This is a genomic window from Methanomassiliicoccales archaeon (genome assembly GCA_026394395.1).
Classification (GTDB): Archaea; Thermoplasmatota; Thermoplasmata; order Methanomassiliicoccales; family UBA472; genus UBA472.
This window is the reverse complement of record JAPKYK010000003.1, coordinates 325,803-348,351: the sequence shown is the minus strand read 5'-3', so window position 1 is coordinate 348,351 and position 22,549 is coordinate 325,803. Positions and strand designations below refer to the sequence as shown.

The window sequence follows — 22,549 nt, the reverse complement described above, 5'->3', positions numbered from 1 at the left end:
GCAATGCTCCACCTTGATGGATAAATTTGGTTTGATGCCAGCCAGTGCAGGCAGGACGTGATTCAGGACCTGCTCGGCGGTGGCCCGGAACCTTCGGCCGTGTGCGCTCACCTTCAACCAGCCGTTCTCATCTCGAAAATAATATTCGGTGAAGTTCTTGGTACTGATCGCGATCAGATAGCTCTCATTTGTCAAATCCACATTACCGCCCGTACATGAATTCACATCAAGGTAATGAAGATGTTATTTGACCGCAGCTGGCGTCCATACAAAACGATACCCGATTCCAAGGTGGTCGTTTATAGAAAAGAATGGGAAAAGGTTTGATGGAACAGGTTTCAGTTGCGTTCCGAAGCATCCAAGGAGACCTTGGTGTGGGCCTTGACGGCCTCGGCCTCCTTTCTCTCCGCGGCCATGGTCGCTTCCAGTTCCTTCATGTCCCGACGGAGCTCTTCCTGTGTGGGGATTGGACCGAGAATGATATCGGCCGTGCCGACGATTCTCTCGATGTCCTCGGGTTTGGAGATCTCCCTTTCCGGGATCGAACGGGTGCCACCGACGTATTCAGTGATGCCCTCCATCAACCTGGTGATCTCGAACGGCAGCACGATCTTGGTCGCCGCTCCCGCTCCCAGCTGCTTGACCGCATTCAAGGAAAGGACGGTCAAGGCCTTGGCGTCCAGGGTGCTGGCGCCCACGCTCAGGATCCTCAACTTCTGGGACTCACCTTGACTCTCTAGGATGATGGCCAGCCGTTCACCCTCGGCCTCCAGGATCTTGGCTTGCCTCAATCCTTCGGCCTGAAGGATACGGGACCTCTTCTCACCCTCGGCGTTCAGGATGGCCGCGGTCTTGGCGCCGTCGGCCTTCAGGATGGCCGCGCGCCTCAACCTCTCGGCCGAGGTCTGCTCTTCCATGGCCTGTTTGACCTTGGGGGCCGGGTCTATCTCCCTGATTTCGACCGCTTCCACCTTGACGCCCCACTGGTCGGTGGCCTCATCGAGTATGTCCCGCAGTTTGAGGTTGATCTTCTCACGGTTGGAAAGGATCTCGTCCAGCTCCATGTCACCGATGATAGACCTGAGCGTCGTCTGGGCCAGATATATAGTCGCCGCTCGGAAGTCGGTCACTTCGAAGAAGGCCTTCTTGGGGTCGATCACCTTGATGTAGATGATGGCGTCAACATTTACCGGGGAGTTGTCCTTGGTGATGACCTCCTGTCGGGGAATGTCCAATACCTGTGTTCTTAGATCTATCTTAACGGTCTCGTTGATCAGCGGGGCGACGTAGTTGAAACCCGGATTAAGGATCCTGATGAACATACCCAGACGGATGTAGACCGCCTGCTCGTATGGTCTGATGATCTTCACTCCATTGACCAATATGACGACAGCCGCGATGATGGCCAGCATCAACAAGCCCAACACTTCGACTCCTATTGCCATGATTACCTTCTCCTTGAATCGAGCCTCAGATCTCCTTCACGATCACGTGGACGCCTTCGCTATGCATAACCTTGACCTTCTTCCCCACTGGAATTGTCTGCTCCGATGTGGCGCTCCAGATAACATTGGATATCCTGACCTTCCCCCTCATGGTGCCCGCGACCACCTCGACCTCGACCACGCCCTCCTTGCCTATCAGCGACGTGGCCACAGTGGTCTCGGGTGGACCCGGTGGGGCCAGTTTCTGGTACATCTTGATAGTGAGCAAGGTGGTCGGGACCAGGATGATCACCGCAATTATTGGGGACCATATGCTCAACAGCAGATCTGGGAAGATCAATCCGATACCGCCCAAGGCCAAGAGCACCGTGGCCGGTACCAATAGGAACGACCCCGGGGCGTGAAGCTCAAACAAGAGCATCATCACTCCGAAGACGATGAACGCCAACGAAAGGTCAGTGGCTAATGTCATGATTGCTACAATGTTCGTTTGCATATTTAGCATTTATTTTCCTTAAGGGATTATAGTGACACAAATAGGTTAGTTAGGGTCCCAAGTTGCCGAAAAGTACCCCCCTGCGAACTTGCAGGCCAGTAGTACGACGGTTCGCCCTAATTAAAAAAAACATTAAATAATGCAGGGTATGTTCTTCACTTAGTGATATCAATGTGCGACGACATGGATGATAGCATGGGGTTGCCCCTGATAGGGGACAGATTCCCGGAAATGGTGGTAAATACCACTCACGGTAAGATGGAGCTCCCGAAGGACGTGGCGGGCAAGTGGATGGTCCTGTTCAGCCATCCAGCGGACTTCACTCCGACCTGCACCACTGAGTTCATCGGATTTTCGAAGAGGGCCGCGGAGTTCGAAAAGATGAACACCAAGCTGATCGGGCTGTCCGTCGATCAGGTCTTCTCCCACATGAAGTGGGTAGAGTGGATAGAGGACAACCTGAAGGTCAAGGTCCCATTCCCCATTATCGCCGACAACGGTGCAGTGGCCATGCAACTGGGAATGATACACCCGAACAAAGGCAACAACACCGTCAGGGCCGTGTTCATCGTGGACCCCGAGGCCACGATCCGGTTGATAATCTACTACCCGCAAGAGATTGGTCGCAGCGTCGATGAGATCATGCGCGCTCTCAAGGCGCTGCAGTACAGCGACAAGAACGACGCGGCCACTCCCGAGAACTGGCCGAACAACGCCTTCTTGAAGGACCGGGTCATCCTGCACCCGCCAAGGGACCTTAAGACGGCTGCGGAGAGGAAGAAGCTGGTCGGCAAGGAAGAGCATTGCTACGACTGGTGGTTCTGCACCAAGAAGGCCTAAAAACCTAACCTCCAAACCCTTTACTTTTTCATTTTTTTTATATTCCCAGATACAGGACGGACATTAGTAGGGTAACCAGGGTCACCGGCAGTCCGGCCTTCACGAAATCGCGCAGGCGTACCTCCACCCCCATGCCCAGTCCCTTCTCCACCACGATTATGTTGGCCGCCGCCCCCAGTATGGTGGCGTTCCCAGCCAGGGTGGAGCTGGAGGCCAAGGCCAGCCAGAGCGTGTTGCTGCCGGCGGGTATCGCCGGGGCTAACAGCATGACGGCCGGGACGTTGCTGATCAAGTTCGAGAGCACGGCGGAGATGGTCGAAAGGCCAGCGACCCCAGCGACCCCCGCCCCCAGGCCTTCGAACGAATTCAGCATCAGCTCCATGAGCCCGGAGGTCTCCACCCCCTTCAGCACGATGAACAGCCCGACGAAGAACAGCAGCAAGGTCCAATCGACCCCCCGTAGTATGGGCTGGGTCCCGGTGTCCCTCTTGATAAGGGGAAGAACTAAAAGCAGAAAGCAGCCGCCAAGGAAGGCGATGAGGGAGATGGGCGCGTCCAGCCAGGGGGAGGCGATGAAGCCGATGAACACCGTCAGCAGCACGGCGATGACCAGGAAGAAGGGCGCCTCCATCTTGGTACGGTGCATGCCGTTCATGACTAGCTTCCGGTCGATGACCTTGGGATTGCCCAGGTTCCCGTCGAAAAGGTCCTTCTTGAACACCAGGGCCACGATGACCACCGCCACCAACAGGGATGCCAAGGCCAGAGGTGTTAGCACTAGGGCAAAGTCGGGGAAGGATATTCCGGACTGGATGACGATGTAAGCGTTCTGGGGATTTCCTACGCCGGTGGCTACGCTGCCGATGTTGGCCGCCAGGGCCTCCCCCACCAGGAAAGGAACGGGGTTGGCGTCCATGGAGCGACAGACCTTGATGATGATGGGGGTGAACATCAGCACCACGGTGTCGTTGAGGATGAGCGCTGATAGAAGCGCCGTCACCCCCATGCTGACCCAGAGGAAGGTGAAGAGGTCCCCGCATTTCTCCACCAGCAGGTAGGAGACCCGGTCGAACAGTCCGGTTATCTCCAGGCAGGAAACGATGATCATCATGCCCAACAGCAGGCCGATGATGTCCAGATTGATGGCGGAGAAGACCTGGTCTACCGGTAGCAGTCCGAGGACAATCATCAGGACCGCACCAAACAGGGCCGCCGCCGGGCGGTCGATGCTCACGCTACGCACCCTGCGAACCGAGATCAGGGCGTAGGTTAGAAGGAACACCAACAATGCCAACAAAGTGGCGGTCTGCATTCTGATAGTAAAGAAAATATGGTATAATTAAGGCAGCGCCATCAAACGAAACCGGGGTACCTGACGGTGCGGTCGAGCACCAGCCGGACGTCCAAGCGCCGGAACCCCAGAGGACGGACGTTCTTGTCCAGGTACCTGAGGAGCTCCTTGTGGTCCGCGGCCTGCACCCGGAACATCAAACGCGGTTCCCCGGTGACCTTCATGACCTCGCTGACGCTCTCCAAGGCCATGAGGGCGCTGATGGCCTTCCCCTCGTGCTCAGCGTCTATCTCCGCGAGAACCACGGCCTCGGCGTCCACGTCAAGCCGCTCCTGGTCCACGATGGTCGAATAGCCCAGGATCAGCCTCTCCTCCTCCATGCGTCGTACACGGTCCCTGATGGTGGACGGGGAGCGGTCCAGCATGGCGGCTATCTCCTCGATGCTGATCTTGCCGTTCCCCTGAAGGATGCGAAGGATGTTCTGGTCCAGGTCGTCCTGCCCCATCGCCACCGGTATCCTTCCCCCGGACTATAAATCATCTTCCGGAGAGAGGTCAACAGCCTTCTTTATGAGCAGCGAATGGTCAAAGGCCAGGGGCGGTAGGTCGTCAAGAGGGAAGAACCCCGCCGATTCCGCATCATCACTATCTACGACCTCGCCACCCAGTACTTCGAGCTCATAGATCAGGGTCACGAAATGCCCTCGCGGGTCACGGTCCGGGGAGGATAGCACGCCCAACAGCCGTATCACCCTGGTCCTCAACCCGGTCTCCTCCATGACCTCCCGCACCACGCATTCTTCGGTGCTCTCGCCGTATTCGACGATCCCTCCTGGCAAGGCGTAGCGGCCCTTGAACGGGTCCCTCCCCCTTCTGACCAGCAGGACCTCCTTCCCCCGCCTAACGAGACCGTCGCAGGTCAGGGTGGGCTTCTTCCAGAGGTGCTCCATCTGCTCCTGCAGAAGACGGCTATGCCGTTCCATCTGCTCCAAAATCTCCTGGCCCAGCGAGGTTAGTTCCCCGTTACGAAAGACCTGACCGTTAAGGCGCCTTCCCAGGTCCCGCAAGCGGCGGCGGACGGTGGAAGGGGAAACGCATAGTTCCTCGGCCGCCCCTTCGATCCCATGTAAACCGACGGAACGCAAGGTACGATAGGCGGTCTGATCGGCGACATCAAACCCACCGCGGGTCAGCACCGCTTCCGCCCGAAGGCCGTATCCCATGGACTTGGCCATGTTTTATAAAGTACCTCTACTTTGTGACGGTCCGTGCACAATCTCAGGAAACGCATTCCCACCATTCTCACCTCGGAGGAGATACTTGACAAGGCCTTCCGCAAGGTAAACAAGATAGATAAGGAGGGGCAGGTGAAGTCCGACATGGTCAAGCGCAAGTCCATGGCTCGCATCGCTTCGGCCACTGATGTCATATCCTCCACCTTACAGAAGTACGTCAAGGCTTTTCCCAGCATCAACGAGCGCGACGATTTCCTGGCCGAGATGATCGAGGTCACCGTGGGCGTCGACCCGCTAAAGAAGGCGCTTTCCAACCTGGACTGGGCTGGCCACAAGGTCAAGGAGCTACAGAAGCAGTACACCAGCAAGGTCATGACCTCCTCGTCGGTGCAGTCGGCCGACACCGCCCGCAAGGCCTTCTACGGTCGCGCCTCGTCCGTGGTCAAAAAGGTCGCTCCGGACCTCAAGTTCTTGGCCTACGCCCGCGACGAGTTCCGGAAAGTGCCCGATTTCGACGACAACATGATCACCATGGTCATCGCCGGCTTTCCCAACGTCGGCAAGAGCCAGTTCCTAAGGAAGGTGTCATCGGCCGAACCGATCGTGGCCGCCTATCCGTTCACCACCAAGGGCATCGAGGTGGGCATACACCAAGCGGGCTATCGCCGCTACCAAGTGATCGACACCCCCGGCCTGCTGGACCGCGAGCTGAGCGACCGCAACCGCATCGAGATGCAGGCGGTCACCGCCCTCAAGCACCTGGCCAACGCCGTTCTGTTCATTTTGGACCCCTCGGAGACCTGCGGTTACGGCATGGACGGGCAGCTCCGGTTGCTGGACGCCGTCCGTGAGCTGTTCCCCGCCGTGCCCATACTGGTAGTGGAGAACAAGGTCGACCTGATCAACACCGGTTCCGAACGTCTCAAGATGTGCGCGGCCAGCGGGGAGGGCGTTCCCGAAGTAATGACCGCCTTGCTGCAATTGGTCAAACCTCTGGAGAAATCGGATGCGCTGTTCTGAGGCAAACGTTTTTTATTCACCCCTCCCTTAGTCCAGAAGGGGTGCTCTTTGCAAGAACTGGCCTGTAGCGATTCCATGCGCCGATATTTCTCTGAGCTGTTCAGAGAGAACGAGCGCTGCTACGCCGTGGCCACTGAGGCGCGCTCCCGGGGGTTGGACCCCAGCCTGAAGGTGGAGATACCACCGGCCGAGGACCTGGCGGACCGGGTGGAGAAGCAGCTCTCCGACTGGCATGTCGATGGCGTGGCCGAGCGCATCAGGGAGATATCCCGGCGGATCGAGAGCCGCGAGGAGGTCTCCCTGCTCATCGCCAAGGAGCTGGTCTTGGAGGCGATCGGCGACCAGGAAGGCCGGGAACTGGCTATCGAGAGGGCGGTGCGCGTGGGTCTATCGGTCCTCACCGAAGGGATACTGGTCGCACCGATCGTGGGAATCGCCGGAGTTAAGATCAACCAGAACACGGACGGCACCGAGTATCTCTCACTTTTCTTCAACGGCCCCATCCGGTCCGCAGGGGGAACTGCGCAGGCCATGAGCGTGCTCATCGCTGACGTGGTGCGCCGGGAGTTCGGGATCGGGGCCTATCAGCCCACCCGCGGAGAGGTGGAGCGTCTCAAAGAAGAGATACCTCTGTACAAGCAATGCCAGCATCTTCAATACACCCCCAGCAACGAGGAGATCGACCTCATCTACAGCCATTGCCCGGTCTGCGTGGACGGGGAGAAGACCGAGGACAAGGAGATATCCGGGTTCCGCGACCTGCCCCGGATCAAGACCAACTCCGTGCGCGGGGGCGTGTGCCTGGTCATCGCCGAAGGACTATGTCTCAAGGCCCCCAAGATTGAGAAGCACGTCAAGAAGCTCGGCCTGGAGGGTTGGGAGTTCATAACCGAGTACTTGCGCCTGAAGAAGGGCGACAGCAAGGACGACAAGGGTCCCAAGGTGGTCCCGGACTACAAGTACCTCAAGGACATCGTGGCCGGACGGCCGGTCATCGGCCACCCCTCCCGCCCCGGCGGCCTCCGCCTCCGCTACGGACGGGGGAGGACCACCGGCCTGGCAGCTATCGCCCTGAACCCGGCCACCATGTATGCCCTGGACAACTTCCTGGCCATCGGCACCCAGATCAAGCTGGAGAGGCCTGGCAAGGCTGGAGCGGTGACCCCCTGCGACCGTCTAGAGGGACCGATACTGCTGCTGGAGAACGGCAATCTGGTGCAGACCAACACTGTCGAGGAGTTCCTCCCCTGCAAGGGAAAGGTCAGGGAGATCGTGGACGTGGGGCAGATACTGCTGCCATTCGGCGAGTTCGTGGAGAACAATCACATCCTGGTGCCCGGGGATTACGATCTGGAATGGCACCGGGCGGAACTGCGGGCGGTCTGCGGTGACGAGCTTCCGGATGGCTGGGAGGACCCTGGGGACTTCCAGGCGGCCTGGCTCATGTCCCAAAAGCACAACGTCCCCCTCCATCCCAAGTACAACCTGTTCTGGTACGACCTTCCGCTCACAGAGCTCAGGGCTCTGAGGGCCTTCGTCCTGGCCAACGGACGGCTCGAAGGAGGACACCTCATCATACCAGCCGACGTGGCGACCAAGCGCACCCTTGAACTGCTGGGAGCCTTGCACACCGTCACCGAGGGAGAGGTGGTGCTGGAGAGATATTCCCTGCCATTGTTGGCCGGGCTAGGACTTTTGCACGACGGCCAGATCATCGATTCGGTCCAGATGGAAGACCTTCCAGTGATGGATGTCGTATCGAAGTGCACCGGGGTCAGGGTCAATCCTCGCTCGGTGACCAGGATAGGCTCGCGCATGGCCCGTCCGGAGAAGGCCAAGGACCGTAGCATGAAGGCTCCCTCCCACACCATATTCCCCATCGGCATGGCCGGCGGTCCTCAGAGGTTGATGGAGAAGGCCGCAGAGAAAGGGACCATCAGTGTCAAGATGGGAGTGAGGAAGTGCGAACAGTGCGGTAACAAACCTTACCTCTATTACAATTGCTCGTGTGGAGGGCACACGATACCGATCGGCGAGGCCCAGGAGATATCCCTCGATGTCAAGGACATGCTGGAGCAGGCCCGCATCTCTTTGGGTGAGAAGAGCCTATTAACAAAGCTCAAAGGGGAGAAGGAGCTGAAGTCCAAGGACCTCAACCCCGAGCCCCTGGAAAAGGGCATCCTACGTCGCAAGCACGAGATCTACGTCAACAAGGACGGCACCATCCGCTTCGACCTGACCGACGTCCCGCTCACCCATTTCCGGCCCCGGGAGATCGGACTAAGCGTGGAGAGAGCGCGTGAGCTGGGATACGAGTTCGACGTGCACGACCAGCCCCTGACCGACCCCGAACAGCTGTGCGAGCTGAAGGTCCAGGACATCGTTCCGTCGATCTCCTGCGGGGACTTCATGGTGCGGGTTTCCAATTTCGTGGATGACCTGCTGGACAAGTTCTACGGTCTGCCCAGATATTACAACGCCAAGAGTAAGGAGGACCTTATCGGACAACTGACCATGGGTCTGGCGCCCCACACCTCTGGCGGCATACTTTGCCGCATGATCGGGTTCACTCGGGCCAGTGTGTGCTTCGGGCACCCTTTCTTCCACGCGGCCAAGAGGCGGAACGCCGACGGGGACGAGGACAGCGTAGTGCTTTTGTTGGACGGTCTGCTCAACTTCTCCCGTTCCTACCTTCCGGACAGCCGGGGCGGGCTCATGGACGCCCCTCTGGTGCTGGGCATTCGCTTGGACCCCAACGAGGTGGACAAGGAGGCCCAGAACATCGACGTGCTCTGGGAATACCCCCTCGAGTTCTACCGGGCCAGCGTGGAGATGAAACATCCCAAGGAAGTGCAAGGGCGCATGGACCTGGTCTCCGAGCGCATCAAGTCCCTGCTGCAATACGAGGGCTTCGGCATCACCCACGATACCAACGACATCGCCGAAGGGCCGCCGGAATCGGCCTACAAGACCCTCGAGACCATGATGGACAAGATGACAGCCCAGGTGGAGCTGGCCAAGCGCATAAGGGCGGTGGACGAGGGGGATGTCGTTTCCAGGGTCATCACCAAGCACTTCCTTCCTGACCTTATCGGCAACCTCAACAGCTTCTCCGGGCAGAAGTTCCGCTGCACCAAGTGCGGTGAGAGCTATCGCCGGGTGCCCCTCAGCGGCCACTGCTACTGCGGGCACAAGCTGAACCTGACGGTTTACGAGGCCAGCGTCAAGAAGTACCTCGAGGTAACCAGCAGGATAGGCCGGGACTTCGCCGTCTCCGACTACACCCAGCAGCGCATCCGTCTCATTGAGGAATCCATCATCTCCATATTCGGCAAGGAGGAGAGCGCGGCCACATTGGACTCCTTCGATGAAGGCGGGGAGGAGGGTCCAGAGGAGATCTGGCCGAGATCGGACCCCGACGCCCCGGAGGAGGACCAGGAGCTAACGGAGGAAACGGCCGCCCCGGTCAAGAAGACCATCTGCCTGGACGATTTCTGAGCATGCCGTCCGCTATTGACAAATGAAAAAATGGAAAGGATGGCGGGCACTGCCGCCTTGCTAACGTTTCAACCTTCGAGGGAGGCGATCTTCTCGCGGAACTCGTCGAAGGTCTGCTCCAAAGATTCGAGGGCCTTGACCAGGGCGACCCTGGCGCTCAGGGAGCCGTCGGTCTCGAACTCGAAGATGAAGGTGTTCTCGGAGCCCTTGATGGATATGGCACCGATGCGGCAGACCTTCACGCAATCCTTGCAGAGGATGCAGGCATTGTTGTCCACTACCTGCACCTTCTTGTCCTTGAAGGCCATGACGTGCTTGGGGCAGATCGCGATGCAGCTTCCGCCGTTATCGCACTTCTTCGGGTCGATGGTGACCGTGGGCATGTACTTGTAGCCCACTCCGTGGGTGGCCTGCCATTTGGCGTGAATCCTTCCCGTGCCCAGCTCGGCGGTGGCGTAGGCCAGTATGCCCTGCCGATCGCCCAGGCGCACGATGGGGATGAGCTCGTCCTTGGGCCGATAAGCGTCTCCGCCCAGGGAATCCAGGTCCCCGGAATAGACCTCACAGGGTCCGCGTTTCTCCAGCTTGTACAAGATGGTGCAGCTAGGGCAGCCCTCGCCGCCGCAGGAGCACTTCTTACGGAAACCGAAAAGCTCAAGGTCGGTGGGTATGGGAACGAGGCCGAGGCGGTGGGCCACGATCTCGTCGAACACCGGGCTGATGCTCTCGTACTCGTTTCCTTCCTCATCCCTTATCGAGCCGAGCAGGAACTCGACGTCATCGATGGCCATCTTGGGGATGTCCATGATGAGAGCCCGGCGCAGGGCGTTGACCTTCTCCGGACTGGCATCGCTCACCACGAACTTGATGCTGGTCTCGGTCTCCTGGTCCTTCATCAGCTTTATGTGCATAAAGGCGCCCCTTTACACCCTTCTGCCCCGGCGTCCACCCTTCTTCTTGGTTCCGTCGTGGGGGATAGGGGTAACATCTTCAATGCGACCGATCCTGAGGCCGGCACGGGCCAAGGCCCTTATGGCGGCCTGAGCGCCCGGTCCAGGGGAGGTGGCGCGATTACCGCCCGGTGCGCGCACCTTGACGTGGATGCCCTCGATACCCTTTTCCTTGGCGATCTCGGCCACCTTCTCCGCAGCCCTCATGGCTGCGTAGGGGGACGACTCATCCTTGGCCGCCTTGACCACCATTCCACCAGTGCACTTGGTTATGGTCTCGGCACCGGTGACATCGGTCAAAGTGATGATGATGTTGTTGTAGCTGGCGAATACGTTGGCGATACCCCACTTACCCATCAGTTCACCTCCTCGGTCGGCAGCTCGGCCGGGACGTCCTCAACGTCCTGGACGGCTTCCTTGACGTCCTTGGGCACGTGCTTAACGAACTTCGTCTGAGCCATGTCCTTCTTGAACTCGGCAGCCTCCTTCTTGTTCTCCCTCTCCTTGGCGGCCTCCTTCTGGGCTTGCTTAAGCGGGTGCATCTCGTCGGCTATGGGGGACCTCGGGTTCAGCATGATCTTGTCCTCGTCCTCGCGGGTGACGATGTAACCGGGAATGGTGATCTTCTGCTCATCGATGCAAACGTGTCCGTGAACGATGAACTGGCGGGCCTGGCCCACGGTGGAGGCCAGTCCCTTGGCGAAGACCATGGTCTGCAGCCGGCGTTCCAGCAAGGCCAGGTCGGAAAGGCCCAGGACATCGTCCAGCTTGGTCCCATCTGCCGGGAGCAGTCCGATCCTAGCGCACTTGTGCAGCAGGTTCTCGGCCTCCATCGTGGCCTGTTCCTCCCCGGTCCTCAGGCGGGCCTGGAGGTCACGGGACTGCTTGCGCAGGTTCCGCAGGATGGTCTTGGCCTTCCACAGCTCCTTCTTGTTCTTGAGGCCGTACTGCTTGACCAATATGGCCTCCTCCTTTATGCGCTCGCCCTGCCAGGGGTGGGAAGGAGTGTCGAAGCTCCTTCTCGGGAACTTAGGATCTCCCATCTTCAGTCCTCCTTCTTTTCAGGGGCGGCGGGGGCTTGCCTGACCTTGGAAACGCCCAGGGTCAATCCCTTCCTGCCGTTGGACCGGGTGCGCTGGCCGCGGACCTTGTGTCCGGACTCGTGGCGCACACCGCGGTAGCACCTGATCATCTTCAGACGGTTGATGTCGTCTTTGAGAACCATGTCCAGATCGGTACCGACGATGTGCTGGTCCTCTCCGGTCTCGTAGTCGTTCTGGCGGTTGATGGCCCAGGTGGGGGCGTAATCGGAATAGGTTGCGATAAGGTTGGCCAGCTCGTCAGTGGCGGCCTCGTCCAAGGAACCGATCTTAACTGAACGGTCTACCCCGGCCTTCCGGACCACGACCTCGGCCACTCTCTTTCCCACGCCTTTTATGCTCTGCAGGCCGACCACGGTGGGCTTTTTGCCGTCAATGTCCGTGTTTACTATACGGACAATGTACCGGAAGTCGTCCTTCTCTTCTGTACTGGTAGTCTTCTTCGCTTCAGCCAAAGTCAATCCCTCGCTGATGATCGCGAATCGAGTCTCGCCCTCGCGAAGTGCGCCACACGCCAAACCGCGTGTCTTGCAGTTCCCATCTCCGGATAGGGCTACCGGTCCGGGAACAGGTCCCTCTTAAGAGGGATCCCTTCAACAGTATCGATTCTGTCAAGCAAGCCAATCCTAAGCCTGTATATAAGTATTATCTCGGAAAAAGGGATGTTGGAAGGGGTTTCAGTCCTGCATGTCCCGCCGTACGAGGTCCAAGGCCTGCTCCAGGGCCTTCTGTAGAAGCTCCGGGTCCCCGCCGCCTCCCTGGGCGTAGTCGGGCTTTCCACCGCCGCCGCCCCCCATGATGGTCATTATGGTCTTCAGGGATTTGCGGCAATCCAGCCCGACATCGTTGGAACGGGCCACCAGCAGCTTGGCCTTCTCGCCCCGCACGCCGATGACCGCCACGGTCTTGGGCATGGAAGCAAGTTTCCTGGACATCTCCTCGGGGTCCTCGCCTGCCAGGGCCTCGTGCACCACCACGCGCACCTCCCCGACCTTTGGCGCGGAAGCCACCAGCTCGCGCACGCTCAGCTCGCTGATGACGGTCGAGAGCTGTTCCAGCCTCTTGCGCTGCTCCTTGAGCTCCTCCTCCAGCTTCTGGACCGCCCCGGGAAGCCTTTCTCCCGGTACGTTCAGGTGGTCTCCCAGCTCCTCGACCAGCCCCTTGTCCGCCTGCATGCCATTGATGGCGGCCATTCCCGCGGTGTACTCGATGCGCACCACTCCGTCCTGTATGCGCTTGGTGCGCGTGATGCGTACCAGACCCACCATTCCCGTGTGGGAGCAGTGCAACCCTCCGCAGGCCTCTGCGTCCAGGCCGAGCACTTCGACCACGCGGATGATCTTGCCAGGCACGGCCCCGCCCTGGTACAGGCGGTATCCGTGCAGCTTCTCCGCCTCGTCCCGCTGCTTGAACTGGATGTTGATGGGGAGGTCCTTCAGCACCACCCGGTTGACCTCCTTCTCCAGCAGGTCCCGCTGTTCGGTGGTGAGGTTCTCGAAGTGGGTGACATCCAGCCGGGCCTGGTCCACGGCCTTGTGCGCCCCGGCCTGCCACACGTGGTTGCCGAAGAGGTTCCTGGCGACGCCGTTGATCAGGTGCGCCGCGGTGTGATGGCGCATAAGCTGCTGTCTTCTTTCCAGGTCGATGCTCCCGTGGACCGTGGCCCCGATCTTGGGGTTGCCGCCCTCCACGAAGTGCACGATGGTGGTCTTGATCTTGATGACCTTGCAGACCCTCTTGCCGTTCAAGAGGCCCAGGTCCCACTCCTGCCCTCCTCCCTCGGGATAAAAGGCCGTCTGATCCAGGACGATGCCGCCGTCGATCTCCGCAATGACCTTGGCGTCGAACTCGGTGAGCTCCGCGTCCTCATAGTAGAGCATGCGCGTCTCCGGCATCCTCTCTGGCCGATCCTTCACCGCCGCGGCCGCCGTCTCCGGTTTCTCGTGGCGCGCGGCCACCTGCATATAGAAGTTGTCTGGAACGTCGATTTGCTCCGGGGCGTACTCCTTGGCTATCTCCGGGTTAAGTCCGTGGGAGTCGTAAAGCTCTATGAGCTTCTCCACCGACAGCTTATCGCCCTTCTTCAGGTCCTTGACCAGGCGTCCCACCAGCTGCTTTCCGCGTCCTAGCGTCTCGAAGTAGCGGTCCTCCTCCACCTGCACTAAGTTCAGAATGTCCTCCCGATTCTCCTTGAGCTCCAGGAAGATGTCCTGGAAGTGGTCGATCTGCCGGCTCACCGCCTCGGACAGCCTTATGTCCAGGTTCAAGGAGCGTATGGAGCGTAGCGCCCTCCGCACCAGCATGCGGGCGAAGTAGCCCTCGCGCACGTTGGACGGTACGACGCCGTCGTTGAGCATGAGCATCAGCGCCCGGGAATGGTCGCAGATGACGTAGATATCTTCAAGGGGAGCGACCGTTCGCATCAGCTCGTCATAACTGATGCCGATGCGTTCCGCCGTCGTTTCCCGGATGCGCCGCACATCGGCCGCGGTCTTCATGTTGGTGGCCCCGGCCACCTTGCTGTACTCGGTGAGCACGGTCTGGTCCGGCGTGACCGCCGCCAGCTCCTTGAGCCAATCCACCACAGGCCCGAACACCGCTTCGTATGCAGAGGAAACACCCTGGGACACCCAGGTCATGCGCTCCAGTCCGTAGCCGGTGTCCACCACGGTCATCTCCATGGGCTTGCGTCCCTCCGGGGTCTCGCGGTACATCATGAAGACGAGCGTAGCTACCTCCACCCCGTCCAGGATGACCTCCACGCAGGGACCGGCGTTACCGCCGCCCTCCCACCACTCCTCGATGTAGCGCATCTTGTTAGGGTCCGTTCCCAAGCGCTCGCTGAAGAAGCGGTGGCACAGCTCCACTGTGCGGTCCTTGAAGTAGATGAACTTGCCGTCCTTCTTGTTGAAGGCGTGGTGAGCGCACATCTCAAAGAAGGTGAAGTGCCTGCCGGTCTTCCCGACGTTGTCGATGTCGTTGAAGCGCACGCAGGTCTGGGATATGGTCAGGGGATTGAAGGGCGGTTCTATCACGCCGTTGAGCACCCAGGGCTGGAAGTCGTATATGGATGCCTGAGTGAAGAAGACGTCGTCCCTCCAGCGGGCCACGATAGGGTAGCGTTTCACGCGGCCGTGCCCGTTCTCCTCGAAGAAGCCCAAGTAGGCCTCGCGCATCTGGTGCAGGTTAAGTTTCTGGTTCATCGGGGAATGGCCGATGAAGGTGTACTCCTCGCACGGGGGCTCTCCGCAGGTCTCCCAGTCACCCAAGCTCCAGAAGTACCTTTGGCACTTGGGGCACTGTCTGCGATGGAAGCCCTTCTCCTTAAAGTAGGCTAGGTCGAACTCCGAGCCGCTCATGACTGGCGTTATTCAGAGGTCGTTATAAGAATATTGTCATTTATGAGAACGAAGGCGTATCTGGACACCTCATGGATCATAGGTGGCAGGAGCCCAGCCCCTTCTTCTGCAAATATTTCTGATGGTACTCCTCGGCCCTCCAGAACGTCCCGGCCTTCTCCAGGTTGGTGGCGATCGGCCGCTTGAAGCGACCGGAACCGTCCAGGGCGGCCTTCGAGGCCTCCGCCTCCTTCCGCTGGGCCTCATCGTGATAGAATATGGCCGTGCGGTATTGCTTACCAACGTCCGGTCCCTGGTGATTCGTTTGTGTGGGGTCATGGCTGCCCCAGAACATGTCCAATAGCTGAGCGTAGCTCACCAGCTCGTCATCGTAGGTCACTTGGACCATCTCGGCGTGCCCGGTGCTGTCCGTGCACACGTCCTGGTAGGTCGGGGCCTCAGTGTGCCCGCCCATGTACCCAACCTCGGTCTGCACTACTCCTTTAACCTTCTGGAAGGTCGCCTCCACCCCCCAGAAGCAACCGGCAGCGAACGTGGCCTTCTTGATCGGCATCTGTATCCTCGGTCCATTCAGGCAGCGCCCGATATTTAATCCATATCCGTCAGAACAGGAGACAATTGTGCGAATAATCGACCTTTACATCGATGACCGCAAGCACGTCCCGCTCCAGGCAATCCTGGAGGACCGGTTCGAAGTCCTTCTCCGCCACTGTATATCCTTCCGCCCCGAAGGAGCGGGCATAGGTGGGAATGTCTGGCGAACCGAGGTCGACGTTGGACACGCGACCCAGATTGCGCTGCATCTTCTCCCGGATGAGCCCCAGTCCGCCATCGTTGAAAATGACGGTGACGAATTTCAAGCCCAGTCTCCTGGCCGTCTCCAGTTCGGCCGAGGACATGAGGAAGCCGCCGTCCCCGACCACCGCCACCACCTTGTGGTCCGGGTGGACCAGCTTGGCAGCGATGGCCGAAGGGAGCGCCGCTCCCATGCAGATGAGCCCGTTCTGCAGTAGAAGGGTATTCTCCGCGTAGGCAGGGTAATACTTGGCCAGCCATATCAGGTGGGCGCCCACGTCGCTGACCAGGACGTCGCCCCGGCCCAGTTGGCGTCTCAAGGCTTGTACCAATCCCTTTGCCCCCTCTCCCGGCCTCTCCAGTTCGATCAACAGCTTATCGCGATGAGCCGAGGCCCAATCCTCTTTTCTAAAAGCCACATCGGTCAAAGCCTGGAGGGAGGAACGCAGATCGCCGATGACCTCGATGTCCATGAAGAAATCCTTGGCCCGTCCCGCACTGCCATCCCCCAAGTGCAGCACCCTCTTCTTCGTCCCCTTGTTCCAGAATTGAGGCTGGAACTCGGTGACGTCATATCCCACAGAGAGCACCAGGTCTGCCTCATCATAACTTTCCTTGACCAGATCGCTGTTGCGCATGCCGATGGTTCCCAGCGATAGGAGGTCGTCGAAAGGAACGGCCCCGGCTGCCATCCAGGTGCAGGCGACGGGAATGTTCCAGGCATGGCATAGCTCCTTGATCTCATGCGTAGCCTGACTACGAAGTGCCCCGTGCCCTACGATCATGAGCGGTTTTTTGGCGGTACGCAGGTTATTTACCACGACCTCTAGTTCCCGTTCCTCAGCCTTCCTCGGTTTCAGTGGTCCTGATCTACGAGGGGTTGCGTCCGTCGACATCTTCATGACGTCCTCCGGTAGCTGCACCATGACCGGTCCGGACCTCTCCTTTACCGCCGTTTTAAAGGCCCGGTCCACGACCTTAGGGACGTCGTCGGGACGGTCGATGCTGACCGACAATTTGGTCATAGGCCGGTAGATGGACAGCAGGTCAAGCACCTGCTTCTGCGGCGGATTGCGCCGTGTCTCTCCGGCCTGAGCGACCAAAGCGATAAGAGGAATATTGCTCAGGTAGGCGTCAGCCACGCCGCTCACCAGGTTTGTGGCGCCGGGCCCTAAAGTGCTCAGGCAGACCCCCGGGCGTCCGGTCAGGCGTCCCACCGTCCCGGCCATAAAGGCCGCGGCCTGCTCATGACGGGTCAGCACGAACTCCATTCCGGAGGAATGGATCTCGTCCATAACGTCCAGGTTCTCCTCTCCGGGAATTCCGAAAATACGGTCGACGCCCTCGTTCCTAAGGCAATCGATGAGCAACCTGGCCGCCTTCATGTGATCACTCGAACACCTGTGCCCTCCGCTCGAAAAGGTCGGAGACGGCACAGCGTACGGCATCCTCCAATGGACCATCCTTCAGGTAGGGCTGCATACCTCTGGCCCTGATCTCCGCTTCCGCTCTTTCCCCGAAACCGGAGGTGAGAACGATGTCCGCGCCCTTCAGGGCGGTGACCATCCGCTCGATCTTGGTGCGGTGCTTCTCGCCGAACATGGATTCCTCCAGGAATGGGTTGGTGTGCACCCTTCCCACTAGGATCATCTTTCCCTCTTCAACGTCATAGAGATGGAACTCCCGGGCCTGGCCAAAGTGCTGGTCCACGTTCTTACCGTCAGATGAGGCCACGGCCACACGGTATTTTGTCCGCCCTTCCATCTGTATGCCGATAGGTCCGCCCTCCGGAGCCTCTCGAGCACCACAAGTTATGTGGGCGAACTCGGCGGAACGGTCAATGTCCAGCATCCCGATGGCATCGGCCCTGCAGAAGCGGCAGTGGCGCATCTGGCGGATATCGCCTTCGCACATGTCCTGAAGGTTCTTCCTTTGTTCCGGTGTCGGTGCCAGCATCTTCTCGAACCTGGTGCCAGGGACCGGTATCAGCGGAATGATGTTTACGATGTACGCTCCCAGTTCTTTGACCTTCTTCGCGATCTCAGGGATGTGGTCCGCATTAATCGTCGGGACCATGACGATGTTCGCCTTCACCAGGATGCCGGCGTCGGTGCACATCTTAATGCCCTCCAGCTGATTGGTGAGCAATCTTTCCGCGGCCTCCCTTCCTCGCAAGACCTTACCGTCCCAGATGACGAAATCATACATCTTCTCGCCGACCGCTGGGTCCACGGCGTTTATGGTAACGGTCACGAACTTGACCCCCAATGCCTTCAGCCTCTCCACGGAACGCGGCAGGTTCAAGCCATTGGTGCTCAAGCAGAGCGTCAGCTCCGGGAATTCCTGCTTCACTATCTCCAGCGTGGTGAATGTCTCCTCGTTGGCCAGGGGGTCCCCCGGTCCAGCGATGCCGATCACACTCAGCTGGGGTATCTTCTTCTTCACTATGCGAATCTTGTTTATCGCGTCCTCGGGCGAGAGCAGCTCGCTGGTAACGCCAGGGCGAGATTCGTTCATGCAATCATACTTTCGGCTGCAATAGTTGCACTGGATGTTGCACCTGGGCGCGATCGGAAGGTGCATGCGGGCAAAGCTCTTGTGTGCCTTCTCATTATAGCACGGATGCGTCTCGAGCATCTGCTGGACATAGAGAGGTATCTCGTTCAGGCCAGCTCCCTCCATTCAATTGAATCGAACATCGACCGTTGAATATCCAGCACTTCGTTATTATAGATTGTCCCGTGTCGCGGCGGCCATGGGAAAGAAATATATTCAGGCCAGTGGGTGAATGTTCGTTCGAGATGAACGATATATTCAACGAAAGGACGATGCAGGGTTTGTTCTCCAACATGAACCAGCACGTGCCGACCAAAAGGCGCTCTCTCGAAGCTCTGCTCGCCGACCCATGTCCTTCCTACCAAGGCAAGGATGGAACGGTTTACAAACTTGACCACCAAGAGCTTCAGCTTCTTGCAGGCCTTCTGGATGACGAGGACATTCCAAGATTGAAGCTTCCGATCCTGATAATGACCGACACCTCCTACGGCGACGGATATTGGAAGGTCATGGGGAAGATGGAGGTCAAAGCGCTCTCAAAGCTCATTAGGCGCGAGCCGGAGAAAGATGACGAGATGCGCGTCTTCTATCCGTACTTCAAGGAGATCAGGGACAAACTGCCGACCTCCACCAACGCGGTCTTCTCTTACTGACCCTTTCCATAGCTATCGCTATTGTCAATGACATAACGATCATACGCAACTAACTTCCACCTGAACAATAGAAAATAAAAATAATGATTCTGGAAGAGGGTACATACGCAACCCGTTTAACGGTTAAGCCAAAGCCTACCATTAAGGCAAGCCTTCAGTGTTTTGCGGCAACAGACGTTAGTAACCGCGGACTGAACATCTCGGAGGACCTCGATGCTTACATCCCGGTTCTATCAAACTCATCAATTATGAGTGTCTTAAGATGCCTCTTTTTCAAGGTGGCTTCGAGCTTAGATGCTTTCAGCTCTTATCCAGTAGTGCGTGGCTGCTCAGCATGCCCTGTCGGACAACTGATTGACTAGAGGCACCGAACCCCCGTTCCTCTCGTACTCAAGGGTCCTTCTCGTCAGGCATCAATACACTTCCACCAAAAAGCAACAAACCTGTCTCACGACGGTCTAAACCCAGCTCACGATCCCTTTTAATGGGCGAACAACCCCACCCTTGGCAGCTGCTGCACCGCCAGGATAGGGAGAGCCGACAGCGAAGTAGCAAGCCGCCAGGTCGATATGAACTCTTGCTGGCGACAACTCAATTATCCCCAGGGTAACTTTTCTGTCATCAATCACCCCCATTCAGAAGGTCGATTGGTTCGCTAGGCCCTACTTTCGTATCGCCGATCCTTGTTATCCGGATCCGCGTCAAGCCAGCTTTTACCCTTACATTCACCGGCAGATTTCTGACCTGCCTGAGCTGACCATTGGGCGCGCTTGTTATCTTTTTGAGCGCGTGGCGCCCCACCCAAACTGCCTACCTATTGGTGTCCTTCTGACGAAGTTAGTGGTACGAAGTCTGAAGGGCGGTGTTTCATCGTTGGCTCGGAGAATACCTAGCGGCATTTCCTGGGTAACGCCTCCCGCCTACCCTACACATCAAAATTCATATCACAACAACAGGTTGCAGTAAAGCTCCATGGGGTCTTCGCTTTCAGGTGGAAGATACTGGACTGTGCACCAGTACTGTTAGTTTCACCGGCTTCGATGCGGGGACAGTAGAACTCTCGTTGGGCCTTCATGCAAGTCGCCAATTAAGCGACAAGGTATTACGCTACCTTAAGAGGGTCATAGTTACCCCCGCCGTTTAACGGTCCTTCGTTCGGTTGGACCCGAGTTTCAGATACCGTCACTGGGCAGGCTTCAACCGCTATACACATCCTTTCGGACTTGCAGCGATCTGTGTTTTTATTAAACAGTCGGAGTTCCCTTGCCACTGCGACCAGCCACTCTCGCGGCTGGCACCCCTTCTCCCGAAGTTACGGGGCTAATTTGCCGAGTTCCCTCGCATCGATTATGCCGACACGCCTTGGACTTCTCATCTAGGGGCACCTGTGTCGGTTCTTGGTACGATCGCATCAGGTGTAAGTCATTCAATTTTCACGGACACCAGGAATCGACAAAAGAGGACTTTCGTCCTCCTGCTCGCGCTTTCACCGAGTTCACACCATTACGGTTCTTCCTCAGCATATACGCTTGAACAACCAGACAAGATTGTTCTGTTTATCCCGATGTGTCAAGAATGACGCAAAATCTGACGCGGCACAGGAATATTAACCTGTTTCCCTTTCACTATTTCCGATTAAGTAATAATTTAGGATCGGCTAACCCTCGGCTGACGAACATTGCCGAGGAACCCTGGCCCCTACGGCGGAACGGATTCTCACCGTTCTTTGCTGCTACTCCTGCCATGATCCTTATACGAACGCGGTCCACCAGACCTCACGGCCTAGCTTCTACCCACGCCCGTCACCTCCTTACCAGATCACCTTGCGGTGCTCAATAATATCGGTGTTCGGTTTAGCCCCGTCCATTTTCGGGGCCTATAATCTCGACTGGTGAGCTGTTACGCTTTCTTTTAAGGATGGCTGCTTCTAAGCTCACCTCCCAGTTGTCTTGGACTACAGACGCCCTTTGTTATCACACTTGACCGAAACTTAGGGACCTTAATTATTGGCTGGGTTGCGTTCCCTGATGGACATCAAGCTTACCCCGGATGCCCTCACTCCCGGCTTCTACGGTGACTACATGTTCGGAGTTTGACAGGGGACCGAAAGATTTCTCTTCCTAAATCCCCGATCAGTGCTCTACCACACAATCTACCTCGACCGAGATCTAACTGCGATTAGTTTCAGGAGGAACCAGCTATTTCCAGCTTTGATTGACCTTTCATCCCTATACCCAGGTTATCCGAAAGATTTGCACATCATTACCGGTTCGGTCCTCCACCTTCCTTTCGAAAGGCTTCAACCTGCCCAGGTATAGATCAACTGGCTTCGGGTGTCCCTCCAATGACTCCAGGCGAGCACACCTCGTCCCTCACCTTGCGGTTGCGGACTTGTTGGTTTCCCTACGGCTCCGAGGATGATCCTCTTAGCCTCGCCATTGAATAGAACTCCATGGCCCGTTTTTCGAAACGGACGTATGAACACTGGTTTCCCTTTCATGCCCATACAATTTATAGCCGACTGGTTTCAGGCTCTTTGAACCTCCCGTCAAGGGTACTTTTCAGCTTTCACTCACGCTACTACTGCGCTATCGGTCTCGGGGTGTATTTAGGGTTGGAAATGAATGTTTCCCAAATTCACGCGCGATATCCAACGCACGTTACTCAGGGACACCGGAACTCATCCTCGCGATTTATCCATACGGGACTATCACCCTCTATGGTACTGCATTCCAGCAGACCTCTGGTTGGTCTTAAGGATGTAACCGGGCCCACAACTCCACATCTCCCTGTCATTACTGACCGGGATTCGGTTTGCCCTGTACCGTTTTCGATCGCCTTTACTCACGGTATCTCTAGTGATTTCTTTTCCTGCGGTTACTAGGATGTTTCGATCCACCGCGTTCCCGTTCCTTACGGAACATTCCGAAGAATACGAAGTCGCATTAGGTCATCATCGGATCATAGGCTCCTTGCACCTACCCGACGCTTATCGCAGCTTGGCACGACCTTCTTCGGCACCCGAACCGAGCCATTCCCCAGTCGGCGTAGCAACGCCGCTACGCACTGTCGGCTTAACATACGTCCAGGTTGCGAATGATTGGTATCAACGAATACGTCGGGACCTCTTCCAATTTCCCCAACGATTCTCCTCCGCTTCCCCGAAGAGGGCTACTCTACGGGTGCATGTCAATTTCACATCGTTCCAGCACATGGCCGGAACGCGTGAATCCCCCAATAATTGGGGTTATATTTAAGCATTATCCCCTCAAAGAGGCATGCTCCCACTCGCCTTCTTCGCGAGCGGAACC

Annotated in this window: 17 protein-coding genes and 1 rRNA gene; 4 read left to right on the top strand and 14 right to left on the bottom strand. The window is 57.8% G+C overall.

Features of this window, described 5'->3' with window-relative positions; translation table 11 throughout:
• Positions 1–338: 338 nt before the first annotated feature.
• Both NT131_05490 and NT131_05485 read right to left on the bottom strand, forming a co-directional pair.
• On the bottom strand, positions 339–1,445 hold the full coding sequence (locus NT131_05490; protein ID MCX6651092.1) for an SPFH domain-containing protein: 1,107 nt from the start codon (positions 1,443–1,445) through the stop codon (positions 339–341).
• A gap of 25 nt (positions 1,446–1,470) precedes the next feature.
• On the bottom strand, positions 1,471–1,917 hold the full coding sequence (locus tag NT131_05485) for an NfeD family protein (GenBank protein MCX6651091.1): 447 nt from the start codon (positions 1,915–1,917) through the stop codon (positions 1,471–1,473).
• 195 nt (positions 1,918–2,112) lie between these two features.
• Here NT131_05485 and NT131_05480 point away from each other — a divergent pair, with 195 nt between their 5' ends.
• The gene (locus NT131_05480) at positions 2,113–2,781 is read left to right on the top strand and encodes a peroxiredoxin (GenBank protein ID MCX6651090.1); all 669 of its coding nucleotides are present in this window, start codon (positions 2,113–2,115) and stop codon (positions 2,779–2,781) included.
• A gap of 37 nt (positions 2,782–2,818) precedes the next feature.
• On the opposite strand, the gene NT131_05475 is transcribed toward NT131_05480, so the two are convergent.
• Genes NT131_05475 through NT131_05465 form a run of 3 tightly spaced genes read right to left on the bottom strand, consistent with a single transcriptional unit; the run spans position 2,819 to position 5,307 of the window.
• Complete coding sequence (locus tag NT131_05475) at positions 2,819–4,093, bottom strand: SLC13 family permease (protein ID MCX6651089.1); 1,275 nt, start codon at positions 4,091–4,093, stop codon at positions 2,819–2,821.
• A 41-nt stretch (positions 4,094–4,134) separates the two neighbouring features.
• Complete coding sequence (locus NT131_05470; protein ID MCX6651088.1) at positions 4,135–4,578, bottom strand: winged helix-turn-helix transcriptional regulator; 444 nt, start codon at positions 4,576–4,578, stop codon at positions 4,135–4,137.
• A 24-nt stretch (positions 4,579–4,602) separates the two neighbouring features.
• Complete coding sequence (locus tag NT131_05465) at positions 4,603–5,307, bottom strand: NUDIX hydrolase (protein MCX6651087.1); 705 nt, start codon at positions 5,305–5,307, stop codon at positions 4,603–4,605.
• A gap of 33 nt (positions 5,308–5,340) precedes the next feature.
• Here NT131_05465 and NT131_05460 point away from each other — a divergent pair, with 33 nt between their 5' ends.
• Together NT131_05460 and NT131_05455 are read left to right on the top strand one after the other, a co-directional pair.
• Positions 5,341–6,327: a 50S ribosome-binding GTPase gene (locus NT131_05460; protein MCX6651086.1), complete on the top strand. Its 987-nt coding sequence runs from the start codon at positions 5,341–5,343 to the stop codon at positions 6,325–6,327.
• A 48-nt stretch (positions 6,328–6,375) separates the two neighbouring features.
• On the top strand, positions 6,376–9,825 hold the full coding sequence (locus NT131_05455) for a DNA polymerase II large subunit (protein ID MCX6651085.1): 3,450 nt from the start codon (positions 6,376–6,378) through the stop codon (positions 9,823–9,825).
• A 68-nt stretch (positions 9,826–9,893) separates the two neighbouring features.
• Here the strand turns inward: NT131_05455 and NT131_05450 are convergent, their stop codons facing one another.
• The 8 genes from NT131_05450 to nifB form a co-directional block, all read right to left on the bottom strand.
• Complete coding sequence (locus NT131_05450) at positions 9,894–10,736, bottom strand: DNA-directed RNA polymerase subunit D (GenBank protein MCX6651084.1); 843 nt, start codon at positions 10,734–10,736, stop codon at positions 9,894–9,896.
• Between the two features lie 12 nt (positions 10,737–10,748).
• Complete coding sequence (locus NT131_05445; GenBank protein ID MCX6651083.1) at positions 10,749–11,132, bottom strand: 30S ribosomal protein S11; 384 nt, start codon at positions 11,130–11,132, stop codon at positions 10,749–10,751.
• Positions 11,132–11,818 carry a 30S ribosomal protein S4 gene (locus NT131_05440; GenBank protein MCX6651082.1) on the bottom strand — a complete coding sequence of 229 codons (687 nt, stop codon included), beginning with the start codon at positions 11,816–11,818 and terminating at the stop codon, positions 11,132–11,134. Before NT131_05440 ends, NT131_05445 begins: the two co-directional genes overlap by 1 nt.
• Before the next feature lie 2 nt (positions 11,819–11,820).
• Positions 11,821–12,330 carry a 30S ribosomal protein S13 gene (locus tag NT131_05435; protein ID MCX6651081.1) on the bottom strand — a complete coding sequence of 170 codons (510 nt, stop codon included), beginning with the start codon at positions 12,328–12,330 and terminating at the stop codon, positions 11,821–11,823.
• A 222-nt stretch (positions 12,331–12,552) separates the two neighbouring features.
• Positions 12,553–15,234 carry an alanine--tRNA ligase gene (gene alaS / locus NT131_05430; GenBank protein MCX6651080.1) on the bottom strand — a complete coding sequence of 894 codons (2,682 nt, stop codon included), beginning with the start codon at positions 15,232–15,234 and terminating at the stop codon, positions 12,553–12,555.
• Positions 15,235–15,310: 76 nt separating this feature from the next.
• Positions 15,311–15,787, bottom strand: a complete 477-nt coding sequence (gene msrA / locus NT131_05425; GenBank protein ID MCX6651079.1) for a peptide-methionine (S)-S-oxide reductase MsrA — start codon at positions 15,785–15,787, stop codon at positions 15,311–15,313.
• Between the two features lie 49 nt (positions 15,788–15,836).
• Positions 15,837–17,414, bottom strand: a complete 1,578-nt coding sequence (locus NT131_05420; protein ID MCX6651078.1) for an acetolactate synthase large subunit — start codon at positions 17,412–17,414, stop codon at positions 15,837–15,839.
• Positions 17,415–17,418: 4 nt separating this feature from the next.
• Positions 17,419–18,711, bottom strand: coding sequence for a nitrogenase cofactor biosynthesis protein NifB (nifB, locus tag NT131_05415; protein MCX6651077.1), 1,293 nt, complete (start codon positions 18,709–18,711; stop codon positions 17,419–17,421).
• A 119-nt stretch (positions 18,712–18,830) separates the two neighbouring features.
• Between nifB and NT131_05410 the strand changes: the two genes are divergently transcribed.
• Positions 18,831–19,238 (top strand): DUF61 family protein, encoded by a 408-nt coding sequence (locus tag NT131_05410; GenBank protein MCX6651076.1) that lies wholly within the window; start codon positions 18,831–18,833, stop codon positions 19,236–19,238.
• A gap of 158 nt (positions 19,239–19,396) precedes the next feature.
• Here NT131_05410 and NT131_05405 read toward each other — a convergent pair.
• Positions 19,397–22,301 (bottom strand): 23S ribosomal RNA (locus tag NT131_05405).
• Positions 22,302–22,549 lie beyond the last annotated feature (248 nt).

Excerpts from the sequence above, each read along its gene's own strand:
- NT131_05470 (MCX6651088.1), bottom strand. The coding sequence starts at position 4,578 with ATGGGGCAGGACGACCTGGACCAGAACATCCTTCGCATCCTTCAGGGG.
- NT131_05445 (MCX6651083.1), bottom strand. The coding sequence starts at position 11,132 with ATGGGTAAGTGGGGTATCGCCAACGTATTCGCCAGCTACAACAACATC.
- NT131_05440 (MCX6651082.1), bottom strand. The coding sequence starts at position 11,818 with ATGGGAGATCCTAAGTTCCCGAGAAGGAGCTTCGACACTCCTTCCCAC.
- NT131_05480 (MCX6651090.1), top strand. The coding sequence starts at position 2,113 with ATGTGCGACGACATGGATGATAGCATGGGGTTGCCCCTGATAGGGGAC.
- NT131_05420 (MCX6651078.1), bottom strand. The coding sequence starts at position 17,414 with ATGAAGGCGGCCAGGTTGCTCATCGATTGCCTTAGGAACGAGGGCGTC.
- NT131_05490 (MCX6651092.1), bottom strand. The coding sequence starts at position 1,445 with ATGGCAATAGGAGTCGAAGTGTTGGGCTTGTTGATGCTGGCCATCATC.
- alaS (MCX6651080.1), bottom strand. The coding sequence starts at position 15,234 with ATGAGCGGCTCGGAGTTCGACCTAGCCTACTTTAAGGAGAAGGGCTTC.
- NT131_05465 (MCX6651087.1), bottom strand. The coding sequence starts at position 5,307 with ATGGCCAAGTCCATGGGATACGGCCTTCGGGCGGAAGCGGTGCTGACC.
- NT131_05475 (MCX6651089.1), bottom strand. The coding sequence starts at position 4,093 with ATGCAGACCGCCACTTTGTTGGCATTGTTGGTGTTCCTTCTAACCTAC.
- nifB (MCX6651077.1), bottom strand. The coding sequence starts at position 18,711 with ATGGAGGGAGCTGGCCTGAACGAGATACCTCTCTATGTCCAGCAGATG.
- NT131_05450 (MCX6651084.1), bottom strand. The coding sequence starts at position 10,736 with ATGCACATAAAGCTGATGAAGGACCAGGAGACCGAGACCAGCATCAAG.
- NT131_05410 (MCX6651076.1), top strand. The coding sequence starts at position 18,831 with ATGAACGATATATTCAACGAAAGGACGATGCAGGGTTTGTTCTCCAAC.
- msrA (MCX6651079.1), bottom strand. The coding sequence starts at position 15,787 with ATGCCGATCAAGAAGGCCACGTTCGCTGCCGGTTGCTTCTGGGGGGTG.
- NT131_05485 (MCX6651091.1), bottom strand. The coding sequence starts at position 1,917 with ATGACATTAGCCACTGACCTTTCGTTGGCGTTCATCGTCTTCGGAGTG.